The 15,667-nt window shown below is 57.4% G+C and carries 15 protein-coding genes and 2 tRNA genes; 8 read left to right on the forward strand and 9 right to left on the reverse strand.

All coding sequences use genetic code 11. The features are described 5' to 3' along the window. The first annotated feature begins 68 nt into the window (after positions 1-68). Together A3709_RS07215 and A3709_RS07220 are read left to right on the forward strand one after the other, a co-directional pair. On the forward strand, positions 69-1,160 hold the full coding sequence (locus A3709_RS07215) for a sensor histidine kinase (protein ID WP_066052284.1): 1,092 nt from the start codon (positions 69-71) through the stop codon (positions 1,158-1,160). Further along, complete coding sequence (locus A3709_RS07220; RefSeq protein ID WP_066052288.1) at positions 1,160-1,969, forward strand: LytTR family DNA-binding domain-containing protein; 810 nt, start codon at positions 1,160-1,162, stop codon at positions 1,967-1,969. Before A3709_RS07215 ends, A3709_RS07220 begins: the two co-directional genes overlap by 1 nt. A 19-nt stretch (positions 1,970-1,988) precedes the next feature. On the opposite strand, the gene A3709_RS07225 is transcribed toward A3709_RS07220, so the two are convergent. Then, the gene (locus tag A3709_RS07225) at positions 1,989-3,035 is read right to left on the reverse strand and encodes an energy transducer TonB (protein ID WP_197484109.1); all 1,047 of its coding nucleotides are present in this window, start codon (positions 3,033-3,035) and stop codon (positions 1,989-1,991) included. Between the two features lie 99 nt (positions 3,036-3,134). Continuing rightward, positions 3,135-5,438 (reverse strand): serine/threonine-protein kinase, encoded by a 2,304-nt coding sequence (locus tag A3709_RS07230; RefSeq protein ID WP_156507603.1) that lies wholly within the window; start codon positions 5,436-5,438, stop codon positions 3,135-3,137. Positions 5,439-5,590: 152 nt separating this feature from the next. Between A3709_RS07230 and A3709_RS07240 the strand changes: the two genes are divergently transcribed. After that, positions 5,591-6,436, forward strand: coding sequence for a PP2C family serine/threonine-protein phosphatase (locus A3709_RS07240; RefSeq protein ID WP_082849967.1), 846 nt, complete (start codon positions 5,591-5,593; stop codon positions 6,434-6,436). A gap of 1 nt (position 6,437) precedes the next feature. Here A3709_RS07240 and A3709_RS07245 read toward each other — a convergent pair whose 3' ends face one another. The 4 genes from A3709_RS07245 to A3709_RS07260 form a co-directional block, all read right to left on the reverse strand. Further along, positions 6,438-7,157, reverse strand: a complete 720-nt coding sequence (locus A3709_RS07245) for an FHA domain-containing protein (protein ID WP_066052304.1) — start codon at positions 7,155-7,157, stop codon at positions 6,438-6,440. Positions 7,158-7,241: 84 nt separating this feature from the next. Then, positions 7,242-7,712, reverse strand: a complete 471-nt coding sequence (locus A3709_RS07250; RefSeq protein WP_066052308.1) for a TerB family tellurite resistance protein — start codon at positions 7,710-7,712, stop codon at positions 7,242-7,244. A gap of 431 nt (positions 7,713-8,143) precedes the next feature. Further along, positions 8,144-8,220, reverse strand: a tRNA-Asp gene (locus A3709_RS07255). A 62-nt stretch (positions 8,221-8,282) separates the two neighbouring features. Continuing rightward, a tRNA-Val gene (locus A3709_RS07260) sits at positions 8,283-8,358 on the reverse strand. A gap of 181 nt (positions 8,359-8,539) precedes the next feature. Between A3709_RS07260 and queD the strand changes: the two genes are divergently transcribed. Then, entirely contained in the window at positions 8,540-8,896 is a 357-nt protein-coding gene (gene queD / locus A3709_RS07265) for a 6-carboxytetrahydropterin synthase QueD (RefSeq protein WP_066052312.1), read from the forward strand. A 409-nt stretch (positions 8,897-9,305) separates the two neighbouring features. On the opposite strand, the gene A3709_RS07270 is transcribed toward queD, so the two are convergent. After that, the gene (locus A3709_RS07270; RefSeq protein ID WP_066052315.1) at positions 9,306-9,905 is read right to left on the reverse strand and encodes a TetR/AcrR family transcriptional regulator; all 600 of its coding nucleotides are present in this window, start codon (positions 9,903-9,905) and stop codon (positions 9,306-9,308) included. A gap of 84 nt (positions 9,906-9,989) precedes the next feature. On the opposite strand from A3709_RS07270, the gene A3709_RS07275 reads away from it, so the two are divergent. The 3 genes from A3709_RS07275 to A3709_RS07285 are packed head-to-tail and all read left to right on the forward strand — an operon-like array spanning position 9,990 to position 13,780. After that, positions 9,990-11,693, forward strand: a complete 1,704-nt coding sequence (locus A3709_RS07275) for a GMC family oxidoreductase (RefSeq protein ID WP_066052318.1) — start codon at positions 9,990-9,992, stop codon at positions 11,691-11,693. Between the two features lie 18 nt (positions 11,694-11,711). Continuing rightward, positions 11,712-13,160, forward strand: a complete 1,449-nt coding sequence (locus A3709_RS07280; protein WP_066052321.1) for a coniferyl aldehyde dehydrogenase — start codon at positions 11,712-11,714, stop codon at positions 13,158-13,160. Positions 13,161-13,165: 5 nt separating this feature from the next. Further along, on the forward strand, positions 13,166-13,780 hold the full coding sequence (locus A3709_RS07285) for a LysE family translocator (RefSeq protein ID WP_066052324.1): 615 nt from the start codon (positions 13,166-13,168) through the stop codon (positions 13,778-13,780). A gap of 4 nt (positions 13,781-13,784) precedes the next feature. Here A3709_RS07285 and A3709_RS07290 read toward each other — a convergent pair whose 3' ends face one another. After that, positions 13,785-14,111 carry a DUF3301 domain-containing protein gene (locus A3709_RS07290; protein WP_066052327.1) on the reverse strand — a complete coding sequence of 109 codons (327 nt, stop codon included), beginning with the start codon at positions 14,109-14,111 and terminating at the stop codon, positions 13,785-13,787. A 128-nt stretch (positions 14,112-14,239) separates the two neighbouring features. Here A3709_RS07290 and A3709_RS07295 point away from each other — a divergent pair, with 128 nt between their 5' ends. Further along, positions 14,240-14,869: a TetR/AcrR family transcriptional regulator gene (locus A3709_RS07295; protein ID WP_066052329.1), complete on the forward strand. Its 630-nt coding sequence runs from the start codon at positions 14,240-14,242 to the stop codon at positions 14,867-14,869. Here the strand turns inward: A3709_RS07295 and A3709_RS07300 are convergent. Beyond that, positions 14,855-15,658: an alpha/beta fold hydrolase gene (locus A3709_RS07300; protein ID WP_156507605.1), complete on the reverse strand. Its 804-nt coding sequence runs from the start codon at positions 15,656-15,658 to the stop codon at positions 14,855-14,857. The two genes, A3709_RS07295 and A3709_RS07300, sit on opposite strands and share 15 nt — an antisense overlap. Between the last annotated feature and the right edge of the window lie 9 nt (positions 15,659-15,667).

Genomic DNA, 15,667 nt, shown 5'->3' on the forward strand with positions numbered 1-15,667 from the left:
GCGGTGAACTGCAGGTCACCTGAGATGAATTGCAGCGTTGAGACGCACATTGCCCGTATAATCACCCTATGAATATGAATGCAATTCTCAAAGACAAGCGCTCGCTGTTCTGGACCCTGCAGTTTGTGGGCTGGAGCGGCTGGGCGATGTCGTTCTATCTCGGCGTTATCATGTGGGGCAGCCCACCTGACCACTACCTCTGGTACCTGCCGCTAATCGCGACGATTGGCATGGCCCTGAGCCTCATACTGCGCGGCATTTACCGCTACATGTGGGAGATGGACCTGCCCCGCAGAATCGTGGCGATTGCCGCCGGCTCCTACGGCGCGGGCCTGGTGTGGATGGCCTGCCGCGGCACGATCTTCTACAACATGTTCCCGGCACAGCGAAAAATCACCGAGCGGGACGGCATGAGCTTTCTGTCCTACTTCGACGGCGCCATTTCCGCGTTCTGGGTGATGTTGGTATGGAGCGCCCTGTACTTCGGCATTAAGAACTACCTGCAGGCGCAGGAAGACCGCGAGCGCAGCCTCAAGGCTATTTCAATGGCCCACGAGGCCCAGTTGAAGATGCTGCAGTATCAGCTCAACCCCCACTTTCTGTTCAACACACTGAACGCGATCTCCACCCTGGTGCTGGACAAGAACAACGAGTTGGCGAATATCATGGTGACACGCCTGAGCCGATTCCTGCGCTACACCCTCGATAACGACCCCATGCAAAAGGTCACTGTCGCGGAAGAAGTCACCGCGCTGCAGCTCTACCTGGATATTGAAAAGGTCCGTTTCGACGATCGCCTCGAACTGCGCTTTGACATTCAGGATGAGGCCAGCCGCGCCCTGATGCCTTCGCTGTTACTGCAGCCGCTGGTTGAGAACTCGATCAAATACGCTATTGCCCATGCGATTAATGGCGGCTACATCAGCGTCAGTGCAAGCATCGAACCAGATACTCTGGTTCTGCAGGTTGCCGATGACGGCCCCGGCATCGACCTGAGCCGGGAGATCCCCAGCAATGGCGGTGGCGTAGGCCTGTCCAACTGCCGCGAGCGCCTCAACGAAATTTACAACGAGCGGCAGTCATTCCGGCTCAGCACCACCGATCCGCACGGGCTCACTATTACTATCAGAATTCCTCTGGAGTACAGCAAGGAAGGCTAATGAACAATCTCCGCGCGATTATTGTCGACGACGAGTCTCTGGCCCGTCGCGGCCTGTCACTGCGATTACAGCAGATTCCCCAGGTCGACGTTATCGCCGAGTGCGCTAACGGCGCCGAGGCCCTGGAAGCCATTGCCGCCAACAGCCCCGACCTGGTATTTCTCGACATCCAGATGCCCGGCATTGACGGTTTTGAAGTGGTTCGCCAGCTACAGACGGACAACATGCCCATGGTGATTTTTGTCACGGCATTCGACCAGTATGCGGTCGAGGCCTTTAAGGTCCATGCTGTCGACTATGTCCTAAAACCGATTGACGACGATCGCCTGCATGAGGCCATCGATCGGGCAGTTGCCCATCACAGCAAGGAGCAGTCCGAACTGACCAAGCAGCGTCTGGTGGAACTGATGATGGGCATGACCGGTGCCAGTGCCAACTCGATAGAGCAAATGGCGCAAAACGAAACGCCGGCCCAGCAGTGGCCTGAAAAACTGGTCATCAAGGATGGCAGCGACATTCATCTGATCAAGGCAGACGACATTCACTGGATTGATGCGGCAGGTGACTACATGTGCATCCACGCCGGCGGCGATACCCACATCATGCGCATTACCATGAAAGAACTGGAAGCCATGCTGAATCCGGCACAGTTCCTGCGCATCCACCGCTCCACGATTATCAATACCCGCTATATCAGCGGCGCACAGACTTTGGGCAACGGCGAATACATGCTGGGCCTGGAAGGCGGTGCCCAGCTGAAAGTCAGCCGAGGTTTTCGCGATCGGGTTAAAGAGCTGCTAAGCGCCTGACCCTGCAGAGCAGAAGGGACTAGTTCAACTGGTGCAATACCAGGCTGGTCCCCGCCCTTCCGGTAATATCGATCTCGCAATTATTCCAGCCTGCCGGAATACTCCAGAGCTCTTGCGCTGGATGACGCAGAGGCATCTCGGAACTACCACATACCAGGAATACGCCACCTATACGGCCGCGCACATCAGAAATGGAAAATCGCTGACGCGACAGGCCTATTTTCAGCGATCCAGGTCCGTCGCGAAACAGCGGCAGTAACTCACCGCGCACCGTGATGTCAGCCACATTCTGCAGCGACGCTATGGACTTACTGTAGCGCTGGGCGGCGTCGTTCACCGTATCGGTACCACGCCCTAGACTTTGCATCTGGTCGAGCGTGCGGCCTGCGTCGGCCAGCATACCGGCATTCAGTTGCAGGGTAACCACCCTATTCAATACCTGCAGGTACTGGTCGGTGGGCATGTAGGTGTTCTTGAAGTTATTGCTAATCGCCAGATTCTGGAATTCGCGCACCCGTGACAGGTGCTGTAACTCCGCTGCTTCATCCTTCCAGCGGCTGAACAGCGACGCGGCGAGAATCTGGAACTTCACCTCTTCCAGGGCATTGCGGCCGGGATAGTTCTTGAGTTCTACCGCAATATCGAAGGCGGCGTCGTAGTTTTCTTCTGCATAGAGGTTCCAGGCGGCGCGGTACTTTTCGGCGAAAGCAGCGGACATGATGCGAGGTTTGTCGAGAATCCAGGTATAGATGACCGGGTCTGCGGAGACTTTTACCGGCTTCCCATTACGCGAGGCGGGCTCGAAGCGCATGGCATTAACCTGGGCAAGTACTGCCTGCTCCACGGCCGTGACGCCGTTGGAACTCTGGATCTTGGCGTTGATTACGGTGCCCGTTTGGTCGATGTCATAGGTGTAGACGAGCCAGGCATCCTGCTGGAAATTTTTGTTCATCTGGATAGACGCATTGGCCGGGTCCAAATTGCTTGGCGGCACGAAAGTGCTCCAGGCAGGCGAGGCAAGGCCCAACAGCAGAACTGCGATCAGCGGCAGAGCGCGATTACGCATCATTTTATCTCCAGCGAATTCGATAAAGAGCTGCAGTGTAGCAGAGCCAATGATCGCTGTGGACGCTACGAACAAACTGAATTCGTGGGACGGTGAGGCCTAGTATGCACCCAGGCGGCGACGGGAGTTGGCCCGGCCCGCTTCAATCTCGGCCTCAAGCTCCATCCACAAGGCATCGTTCGGGAAACCGGTCTGTCCCTGTCCCACCAGCGTCTGGGCAGCATCAAACTCTTTCAGATCAATCTGTTCGCGAGCCGCAGACGCATAGCCCTGCACCAACGCCTGGCCGAGGCCTTGCACAGTGTCATTCTCGGCATAGCTGGGGCTAAGCTCATCATACGCTGCCTGGGCCACGTCCAGGGAGCCGCTCTCAACCGCACGCAGACCGTGACGGGCGGCATCCTCTGCTGCGGCCACCGCTTCACGCGCGCGCTCCTGCTCTTCGCGCTGGTGCTGTTCCTGCTCGGCTTTGGCGCGCGCCGCCTGCTCGGCGGCAAGCTGCTGTTCCTGCCAATCCGCCTCCATCCCCGGCAGTGCACTGTCCAGCGTCAATGCGGCGGAGCTATCCGGCATCACATCCAACGCAGCATCAACGGCAGAACGCGCTGCTGGGAAATCGCCCTGCTGTGCAGCGGCCTGGGCCTCGGCCATAAAGTCGTCCACCTGTTGCTGTAACTCCGCCGCGGCAAGGGCCGCCTCCTCCTGGGCGATTTCAAGCTGCCCCAGCAGGGGTGAAAGCTCCTGGGCATTTTCGTCTATAGTCTGGGCTTCCGCGAGTAAAACTTCTGCCTGATCCAGGTCACCGTCGGCCAGCGCCTGTTCTGCCGCTGCCAGGCTGGTCAGAAAGCTCTCCTTCTGCTCGGCCGTAAAGGGCGCCCAGCGTTCAGCTTCGGCTGCGGATTCCGCCTGTGCATTGGCGAATGCCGCCTGCTGCGCAGCCAGCTTCTGCTCTTCCTCAAGCAATGCCACTTCTGCAGTCAGTCGTTCAATACTGAGATTGGCGGAAAAATAGCCGGTAAAGCCCTCGAGCAGGTCACTGGCCAGATCGACATCGCGCTCGGCGATGGCCGTCTCCAGCTGCTCTACGTACAACGTTCCCACCTGAGACATCCCCTGGCTGGCGGCGGCGTTATTGCGATCCTGGCTCAGCACTTTGAAGAAGGCGCTGGCAGCACCCTTCAAATCGTTGGCATTCATGGCACTGTAGGCCGTAGCCAACTCCGCAGTGACGTTGCGTAAATCTCGCGCCGAATCGCCCTGCTGTCCCTGCATCCACAGATAGCCGCCAACACCGAGACCTGCGACCACCGCCAGGCCAGCCACCCACTTGAGGGCCCCACCGGACTTCTTGCCCGCTTTGGCTTCGCTGTAAGTGCCGCTGACGAGACGCTCCCGCTGCAGGCTGTTCTCCAGGCGATAAGGCCGTGACTGTGAACTCGAACTGGACACAGCAGCGCCAGACGCCTGGCTCAATCGAGTGGCTTCGAACCCCGCCAATGACGTGCGGTCATTTTCGTCAACCGCTGACAGTGACTCACTTTCCTGCCGCGGCTCCTCGGCCTCTGTGAGCACATCGTCATCCGCAAACTCACTGCTGGCCGCCATGAACGCTTCGTACAGCTCACGACCGGTCTGGAAGCGTTCATCGGCTGCCTTGGCCAGCCCCTTGTTGATGAACTCCTGGTATGCCGCAAGATACTCGGGGAGCGTGGGGATATCTTCTGTCAGATGCTTTACCGCCGTGGTGAGGGCCGAGTCTGACTCATACGGCAGCGTCTTGGTCAGCATCTCGTAAATGAGTACGGCGAGTGCGTAGAGGTCAGAGCGACCGTCCACTTCGTGCCCCTTGGCCTGCTCAGGGCTCATATAGCTGGGGGTTCCGACCATGAGCCCGGTTTGCGTCATTTGCGTTCCCGAATTGGCAGCACGGGCAATACCGAAATCCGCAAGTACGAAATCGCGCTCAGCGCGCAGCATGATATTGCTGGGCTTGATGTCACGGTGGACGTAGCCGCGTCCCGCCGCGTAGTCGAGCGCGTCGGTCATCTGCTGGGTGATTTCGTAGATGAGTTTCTGAGTCATCTCACCGTGAATAAAATCTGCCAGCTCACCACCGGGCAAAAGCTCCATGGCAATGTAGTTCAGACCTTCGAAGGCGTTGACGTCGTAGATTTGCAGAATATGCGGATGAGTCAGTCGCGCGGAAATTCGCGCCTCGCGAATAAAGCGCTCGGAGAAACTTTCATCGACATTCATCGACGGTTCCATGACCTTGATCGCCACTTCACGATCGAGGTTGAGATGCAACGCACGATAGACCGAGGCCATGCCGCCCCGCCCCAAACGCTCGTAGATCTCGTAACCGGGTAACTCGAAGTCCGCCATGCTTATATTGTGTGTCACGCTATTCCAATAGCCGCTAAGAGTAGCCACTAATTCGACTACACACAATTACACTGCGATTGTAAAAATTCCGCGTTGAAGGCACGATTATTGGTATACACTCCTGTAACGCTGAGCTGTCGAGAAAGACGATCATCGAGAACGAAATAACAATAAGCTTCGGAGAAACCCACCCAGGGCACAAACGCAGCCACAACGAGGACTGCTATGTCATTGACCCCGAACTGCGTCTTTACCTCGTAGCCGATGGCGTTGGCGGACATGCAGACGGCGAAGTAGCCGCGGCAATTGTGCGCGACACTCTGCAGGAAGATGTTGCCAAAGGCCTGCCTCTGATCGAAGCAATTCACCGCTCACACCGAGCGGTACTGGATGAAATCAATCGCCGCATTGACAGCAACATGGGCTCTACCGTTGTCGCCGCTCTCATCAGCGAAAGTGAGTACGACATTGCCTGGGTCGGCGACAGCCGCGCCTATCTTTTTAACGGTGAATTGAGACAGATTTCGCGCGACCATAACCCGGTCAGTGAAATGCTCGCCCGAGGTGCTATTACGGCGGAACAAGCCGCAGCTCACCCCGAGCGCAACGTACTGTCGCAGTCACTCGGCGTATCCGACACGATCAACGTGGCACCCGGACGTATTCGTGGCGACTTCAACAGCGGCGACCAACTGATTCTGTGCAGTGACGGATTAACTGACGAAGTCAGCGACACCCAGATCGCCCAGATCATGGCACGGGAGACTACAGTTCAGTCCCAGGTTAAGGGCTTGATTAACGCAGCCCTTAAAGCTGGCGGCCGGGACAACGTGACTGTCGTGGTGATCGGCGAGAAAGGCGATGGCAACCACTGCGCGACCAATGGCACCCTCGGCGGGCTCCCTGCAGTAGAGGTGGAAAGCGAAGACAACACAGAGCACGACAGCAAGGTGCTCCTGCTATTGGGCATTATGGCGGCAGTCGCGGTCGCCTGGGTGGCCCTGAGAATCTTCTAGATTAATCGCCGGCGCCTGGCGCCTGAATAAAGGTAGTCTGGCTGGAAGCCTGGCGCTCGCTATGGCCGCGTGTCAGCGTTTCGGTCACTCTGAAAATAATATCGTGAAAGCGCAGCTCGTCATCGTGGCGCAACCGGACCCGCCCGGAAGCTCGCTTGCCATTGACGACGGTGCCGTTGGAAGAACCCAGGTCCTCGATGTACAAACCGTCCTCAGCCTCTTCCAGGCGCGCGTGTTGGCGCGACACATGCGGGGTCACAATGGCCAGATCGCAATCCAGGGAACGGCCTAAAACCAACTCACCATGCACCGGATAACTAAGCCCACTGAGCGGACCGGTTTCAGCCGACACAATCCACTGATGCTCTTCGGCCTCTTCGCCCTTGCGCAGAAAATTGGAGACACCGGACCGACGCCGGTCATTAACCGGTGACACGTTGTCCAGCACACGCCGTTCTACGAATGACTGAGTGCGAACAATCCCGTGTGAAGTGAACTGAAAAAACCAGGTCAGCGCGAACGTTACCGGAAAGCCCAGCACAGCCGCGTAGATGAAGTAGCGTGAGACGAGATCTGCGTCGTAACCCATAGCGGGAACGACAATATCGAAGACCTGCAGGGCACCCCAGCAGACCAACACATACAGTAGGCAGGTGCGAATAACTTTACGCCTGCGCAATTCGCCAAAAAATGAACCGGTAGCCTTGCCGCGCTCATCCATGATGCAAACACCGCCTTATTATTCGAAGGACCCGCCTAATATAGTCCTTTGCCGAGGGCATGTGAATGACTCTGTAATCGTGTGTCAGCCATCTCGCCAGGCGAAATATCGCTGGAATGCGGCGTGCCGCTCCTCGTCCGTCAACTGCAAATGGGCCGCCACCTCATCGATGGCGCGCAGCTCATCGGCACCCTGGCGACTGTCGGCGGCTACCACCTTGAGCATCATCACCATCATGTCTTCACGATCGGCGGGCNCCAACACATCAATCAACACCGCCCCGACGGCCGCGAGATCCATATCGCCGGCATATATATTTAGCGCGTGAGCAAGCCGCGACTTTGCCGCGGTTACGTCCAGAGAAAAGTGCCGAGCGACCAGTTCCAGCATGGTCGCGGCCTCCTCTTCGCTGACCTCACCGTCGCCGCGCGCGACATGCTCCAGCAGTGCGACGACCAGAAAGCGCGGATCAAAGAAGCCATTTTTGCTGCTGGTGACGATCGACAGGGCGTCGCCCGTTAATTCGAGGCCATAATGGCGTGACGGTAAGGTCATGGTGGCACCCTCAGGGACGATCTGGGTGTCAGTGAAGTATAGGTGAAAAAGGCCATCCTGATGAACAAAACGACCGAGCGCCTGATCGGACGGGATTAGACCAGAACAGCCTTGGGGCTGCTGCGGCCCCTGCGGGGTGCCTGCGGCATCTCAAACGCTAGCGCGTTTGTCGAACCTGCGGGTTCTCTGCGCATTCCGGATACGTGTATTCGGAAAAGGCCATCCTGGTAAAGGATCTGGTCTAGGGGTGGGAAGGACGGGATGACCGTCAACACCCTTCGGGTGTGTTACCGCCCCTAAGGGGCTTCGGCGCTAAGCGCCTCAGTGAAAAATGCTCCTGCGGTCGCATTTTTTCGAAGGTTGGTTCGAGGCCGCATTCCGGTACCGCATATACGAAAAAGGCCACCCTTATGGGTGGCCTTTTTCGTATATGGCGGACCGGACGGGACTCGAACCCGCGACCTCCGGCGTGACAGGCCGGCATTCTAACCAACTGAACTACCGGTCCAAAACGGTAGCGGCTTTCTTGTTGGTGAAGCGTTGTCAGGCGCTTCGAAAGCCTTTCGGTATTGGTGGGTGATGACGGGATCGAACCGCCGACCCTCTGCTTGTAAGGCAGATGCTCTCCCAGCTGAGCTAATCACCCCCGAACCGGAGATGCGCATTATAGGGATTCTTCGAGGGGTGTCAAACGTTCCGGCGAAAAAAATTTCAATTTTTTGAAAACCTGAAAAGCTATTGATTTTAGTAGTAAAATTCGCAAGCAGCGATCGTTCAAAATCTGCGCAATACGAGCTCCCAACCGACACTCTCTGGAGCCTGATGCCATGGAAATCTACAAGGAATTCCACTTCGAAGCCGCACACCGACTGCCCAACGTGCCCGAGGGGCACAAGTGCGCACGATTACACGGCCACTCGTTTATTGTGAGGCTGACAGTCGCCGGGCCAGTGGGCGATGAATCTGGCTGGGTGATGGACTTCAGCGACCTGAAGGCCGCCTTCAAACCGATACTCGACCAACTGGACCACTACTACCTCAATGATATCGAGGGGCTGGAAAACCCCACCAGCGAAAACATTGCTCGCTGGATTTGGGACCGACTCAGCCCGCGACTCCCGCAGCTGTCAACTGTAGAGATTCGCGAAACCTGTACCAGCGGCTGTGTGTACCGCGGCCAATGAGTGGCAGCGAAACATTTCGGTAACACGGCAAAAAAAAGTTGACGAATTCGCAGAAGCTACAAATAAAGATTGAATCGAATTTTAATCCTCTCTCCAACATTTGAATCACCCTCAAATGTTTCCAAAAGCGCAGGATTGGTTACGAGCGGTAGCACATCAGCAAAGGTTATGCACACAACAATAGTGGTAGTAAAAGTTTCACATATTTAGCCATCACTTTAACAAACCAACATAAGGTAAAGCCCATATCTACATGTTTTTTATAAACTTTTACCGTTTGTACACTTTTTAACCAATCTGTAATAAGGGCTGCTAATACTGCGCTGAACCGCAGGTTGAACACTTTACCCACCGACTTATCCACAGAAACTGTGGACAACCCTTCACGATTCGTAACCCGGCCCAACACTCAGCTCAGACCGCGATAAATCGCCTGCTCGATGTAAGCCCGCAGACGTGCAGGTGTGTCCAGCTTTAGGCCCATCTCCGGAAACATAACCAGCGACACGGCCAACCGCATCAGAAAGTCTGTCGCCGTCTCAGCACTCACACTCGACGATATCTCGCCCTGCTGGCGCGCCAATTCCACATGCGGTGGCCAGAAAGAGACGCTGCGGGTGTAAAAGCCAGGGCTCAAATACATCATCGCCACCGTTTCCGGTTCGGTTTCTGCCAGGCTGGCGATCAGACCCTCGGCCGCGGCGGCCCGCCCCCGGGTGACAGACAGCATGAGTTTGTCCACCAGCGTCTGCTGTTGCTCCAACTCCGCTTCGGTTTCATTGAGAAAGATCTGCTGACGGCGATGCAGCACCGCTTGCACCAGCGTGTCCTTGTCACCGAAGTGGTGATAAATGGAACCGCGTGACAGCTTACCCACGCGAGCCACCTCGCCCATCGACGTGCGCCTGATACCAAAACGCTCGATGCAACGCTCGGCGGCATCGAGAATTCGGCCGACCATCGGGTCGCCCTGGTCTGATGGGTTGAACTGCCCGCTCAAGTCATTCACTAACGGTATTCTCCAGCTGTGCTACGATTGAACAATATTCGTTTTTTGTTCAATTGTCTAACCAACAACGACAGAGGTTCCATCATGACGGACCGCCAGGAATACGACTACATCATTGTGGGCGCAGGCTCCGCAGGCTGCGCGTTGGCCTATCGACTCTCCCGGGAAGCGAGCCGCAAGGTGCTGCTACTCGAAGCGGGAAACAAAGACTCCCTCCCGGCCATTCACATCCCACTGGGATTTGCCTTCATGATGAACAACCCGAAGGTCAACTGGTGCTACGAGACCGAGCCAGAGGCAGGCATGTTCAATCGCCGCATTTCCTGGCCCAGGGGCAAAGTCCTGGGGGGTACCAGTTGCATCAACGGCATGGTCTATATCCGCGGCCAACGCGAGGACTATGACAACTGGGCTGCGCAGGGTAATGAGGGCTGGTCGTACGAAGAAGTTCTGCCCTACTTCAAGCGCTCGGAACATCGCGCTGAGGGGGCCAATGACTATCATGGCCAGGGCGGCCCACTGTGGGTTGAAAATCCGCCGCTGGAAGAGAAGCTGGAGCTGGCAGACATTTTTGTGGAAGCCGCTGTTCAGACCGGACTGCCCTTCAATGAAGATTTCAACGGCGCCAGCCAGGAAGGGGCTGGGGATTACCAGACCAACATCCGCGCTGGCAAACGCCAGAGCGCCGCACGCACCTTCCTCAAAGCCTGTGAACACCGCCCCAACCTGCAGATTGTCACCGGCGCACTGGCACAAAAAATCCTCCTCGAAGACGGCCGTGCAGTCGGCATTCGCTATCAGACATCGGGGAAGCATGCGGCGACAGTCGAGGCGCGCGCCAGCGGCGAAATTATTCTCTGCGGCGGCGTCATCAATTCACCCCAGTTGCTGGAACTTTCCGGCATTGGTAATCCCGAACATCTGGAGAAGGCTGGCATCGAAGTTAGGCACGCGCTTCCAGGCGTGGGCGAGAACCTGCAGGATCACCTCACGGTTAACATCCAGCAGGGTATCAACGGCCTCAAAACGTTCTACGAGGAGACCAAGCCGCTGGCCATTCTTGGCAATGCCATCAAATACTTCACCCGAGGCAAGGGCTTGCTGGCTCACCCCGCGGCCCAGATTGGCGTGTTTTTCCGCAGCAGCGACGACGAGCCAACCCCCAATGCACAGATCCACTTCGCGCCCGCTGCCAGCGAACCGGATGCCAAAGGCAATCTGAAAACCACGCCGGGCACTACCGCCACCGTGTGTAACCTGCGGCCGGAAAGCCGCGGCAGCGTTCACGTGCGCAGCAAGGATCCGAGCCAATACCCGTTGATCCGGGCGAACTATCTGGATACCGAGAAGGATCGCCAGGTCATGATCGATGCATTTCGCCGGGTCCGCGAAATCTTTCGAGCCCCGGCACTGGCCAACCATCTGGGCACGGAGTTTCGTCCGGGCCCACAGGTAGAGAGCGACGAAGAAATTCTGGCCTACGTGCGGGCCGAAGCAGAATCCGTTTACCACCCCGTGGGCACCTGCAAAATGGGCCAGGGCGATGATGCTGTCGTTGATGAGCGCCTGCGTGTGCGCGGTATTCAAGGCCTGCGTGTGGCCGATGCGTCCATCATGCCCAATATCGTATCCGGCAATACCCATGCGCCGGCGGTGATGATCGCCGAGAAATGCGCCGACATGCTTCTGCAAGACGCCGGTGTGCGAGTCACCCTGCCGGAAGGAATGACCGACGCCGAGGAGGCGGGCAACCGCGCGCCCGCGCCACTCAAAGCAGTTGCCAACTAATCACCAAGGAGATTCACTGTGAACGCACCCTATAACGACCAGGGCGTTGCCGCCGAACTGCAACTCATCCTCGACAATCAGCGCCAGGCCTTCCGTGCCGAAGGCCACGTTGAACTGGCGACGCGCATCGACCGCCTCGACCGCTGTATCGCCTTGCTGGTGGATAACAAGCAGGCCATCTGCGATGCCGTTGACAAGGATTTCCAGGGTCGCTCACCCTATGTCACCCAGATGATGGATATCATGAATTCCATTGGCAGCCTCAAGTTCGTGAAGAAAAACCTGAAGAAATGGATGAAGCCCGAAAAGCGCAGTCCGTTCATGCCAATGAACTTCCTGGGCGCCAAAGCCTATGTCAAATACCAGCCCAAGGGTGTGGTGGGCATCATGACGCCATGGAATGTTCCCGTGAACATGATCTTCAGTCCACTGGCGGATGTCCTGGGTGCGGGCAATCGAGCCATGATCAAACCCTCCGAATTCACACCTCACACCGCCGAACTGATGCGCAAGCTCTTTGCCCAGTACTTCGAGGAAACCGAAATCTCCATCGTCACCGGTGGCCCTGAAGTTGGCGCCGCGTTCAGCGCATTGAAACTGGACCACGTTATTTTTACTGGCGCGACATCCATCGGCCGTCTCGTGGGCAAGGCCGCGGCCGACAACATGGTCCCCGTCACACTGGAGCTTGGCGGCAAATCTCCCGTCATCATTTCCCCGTCTGCCGATATCAATAAGGCAGCGGAAACCATTATTACCGGTAAATCCATGAACGGCGGCCAGCTGTGCGTGAGCCCGGACTATTGTTTTGTCCCCCAGTCAAAACTGGAGACATTCATTAAGCGCTGCCGCGACGTGATTGCAGAGCAGTTCCCACGCATCCAGGGCAACCCTGACTTTGTCGCCTGCATCAATGAACGTCATTACGAACGTGTCAAAGGCTATATTGATGAAGCCGCCGAGCGCGGTATGAGAATCGTTCCCCTGTGCCCGCCCGGCGAGGAGATGTCAGCACCCGCGGAGCACAAGCTGGCACTGCACCTGATCGTGAACCCGGACAATGACCTCGCCTGTATGCAGGATGAAATTTTTGGCGCAGTGCTCAACATCAAGACCTACGATGATCTCGACCCGGTGCTCGAGTTCATCAACGACCGAGAGCGGCCTCTGGCCCTCTACTACTTCGGCGAAGACGAGACGGAACAGGCGCGAGTACTGAACGAAACCATCTCCGGCGGTGTCTCCATCAACCAGATTGCCATGCACGTGGCCTGCGACGATCTTCCCTTCGGCGGCATTGGCCACTCCGGTACGGGCAACTACCGGGGCTTCGATGGATTCCGCACCTTTAGTCACGCCCGCGGTGTCTATCGGGAAGGCTGGGTGAATATGGCCAAACTGGCCGGCACCCTGCCCCCTTATGGCCAAAAGCTTGATAAGATGCTGGATTCCCAGATCAAGAAGTAATTCCCATGGACTTAGGCCAGTGGCTGTCCCTGGCCAGTATCTGTCTGCTGGGCGCCATGTCGCCCGGCCCCAGTTTGGCCGTTGTTATCAATGCGGCCCTGCGCGGCGGCCGCAACGCCGGCATCATCGCTGCACTAAGTCACGGCATTGCCACCGGCCTTTACGGCGTACTCACTGTGACGGGCCTTGCCGTACTGATTGCCAGCTCGCCCACAGTCTTTCTGCTGTTCCAGATTGCCGGCGGACTGTACCTGATTTTCCTCGGCGTGAAATCGCTGCGCAGCGAAGGTGCAGGCCCACTGACCGAGCAACAGGATCAGGATGCGCGTGGCGCAGCGCTGAGCGGCTTTCTGGTGGCCTTTCTCAACCCCAAGCTAGCGATTTTCATGGTGGCCCTGTTTGCCCAGTTTCTGCGCCCGGAGGCTCCGATACTGGAAAAAGGTATCATGGCATTCACCGTGGGCGCTGTGGATGGCGCCTGGTACTGTCTGATGGCACTGCTGGTTTCTCATCCACTGTTCTTCGACCGGCTTCAGCAAAACAGCCGGAATATCGACCGGGTGTTCGGGGTTATTTTGATTGCCCTGGCACTGACCGTGCTCTTCAGGGCGCTGGCATGAAGGCCTAGTGGAGTACTCGAGGCTGCTCGGTGACCACCACCGATTGCAGCGACTTGCCCAGCATAATCACATGGCCTTGGCGCCGCTCCACACCATCATAGGTGTAATCGAAACGATACTGGCGCCACACGCGCCAGCGACCGTCGTCGTCGCGACTCAGGGATACCCTCTGGATATGCACTGACTGGTCGAGCAACTGAAAATCATCACGGGTACTGGCCCGGGCGACATGGCCCAGCGCTATCTCTCGAATCCGGGTGGACGAGAACAGATAGAGACAAATGGCGCCGACGATAAACAACGTCAGGATTTCACCAAGGGATAAATACATCGAACGTGGAACACAATGAAAAAGACAATGCCAAGCATACCGAGGACAGCGCGCAACGTATAGCCGCTACTGAACCTGACGTGTAAACTTCAGCCTACCCTTCTTCTCTATGACATGGATTTCAGGTTATGAGTCAGGCCGAAACAGGCCTTACCGGTCGTCAGCGGCAGCGCGAGCAGACCCGTGCCCAGATTCTCGAAGCTGCGGCCAACGCCTTTGCCGGAGCCGGCTTCGACGCAGCTTCTCTCGCCGACATCGCCGCCCAGGCGGGCGTTAAAAAAGCGCTGGTGCAGTACCATTTTTCCACCAAAGAGCAACTCTGGCGTGCAGCCGCCCTGCAGATCTGGCAGCAACGCAATGACGCCCTGGCCATGCAACTGGGTGACGCTGCCGGCGGCGAATTGGCGAGCCGGATGCGCGAGGGCTTTACCGCGCTGGTGGAGTTTACCTGCGAGCAACCCCACTGGCTGTGGTTTATGTTTCACGAAGCAGCGGCCCAGGGCGAGCGTCAGAAGTGGCTCATTGAACACTGCATGCAGGAAGACTACCGTCTCGGTGAACTGTTTGTGATTGAGTTCCAGCGTCAGGGGCTGATCCGGGCAGGGTCACCGCTGCACCTGTTACATCTGATCTCCGGCGCGCTCACCTATAATCTGCTGGTAGCCCCCTCGACGCTCGTGGCCACGGGTACCGACCTCGCCAGCCCCGAAGCCATTCGCGAACAGGTTCGTCTGCTGCAGGAACTACTCGCGCCCTGAATAGTGGCGGATCAGGAACCGGCCGACAATGCTGTTAAACAGCGCCGGCTGCTGGGCGTGCAGCCAATGACCACAGCCGGGCATAGTTTTCAGCTCAGCCGACGGAAAGAAACCTGTTACCTGTTCACGATGCTCCGGCAAGATGTAGTCTGAGTCCCCCCCTTTCACAAACAACACCGGTCCAGCATAGGTGCGCCCTTGCTCTGGTGCCGCCCGAACCGCGCCATACCCTTGCTTGAGGCCAGCGACATTGAAACGCCAGTCATAACAGCCCGACGCACTGCGCTTGAGGCTCATCAGCAGAAAATCGATGACGCCGTCTTCCTGCAGACACTGTTGCATGACAGACTGGGCCTGTGCCCGCGAAGTACAACCGCCTGCGGCCACTGCATCCAGCGCCGCGAAGACCTCGTCGTGGTGGGGCGGATAGGCCACCGGTGCAATGTCAGCGACGACCAGCGCGTGGACCAGCTCAGGCGCCTGTAAGGCCACCTCCATCGCGACCTTGCCACCGAGTGAGTGCCCCGCTATGGCTACCTGATTCAGCCCCTTATTCGCCATCCATTCGAGCAGGCTGTCAGCCTGGGCCCGCAGGCTGGTGTCCTTGGTCCAGGCAGAGCGGCCATGGTTGGGCAGATCCAGGCTGTATACGCGATAGTGCTCGGCCAGCGACCTCGATAGCGCGCCCAGATTATTGCTATTGCCGAATAAACCGTGCAGCACGATCACCGGCCGACCATCGCCGCGCTCGTTGAAATGAATGTGTTGGTTTGGAGTTTTTGCTACCATGCGGCCCAC

Origin of the sequence: Halioglobus sp. HI00S01, assembly GCF_001635445.1 — a bacterium.
GTDB classification, from domain to species: Bacteria; Pseudomonadota; Gammaproteobacteria; order Pseudomonadales; family Halieaceae; genus Halioglobus; species Halioglobus japonicus.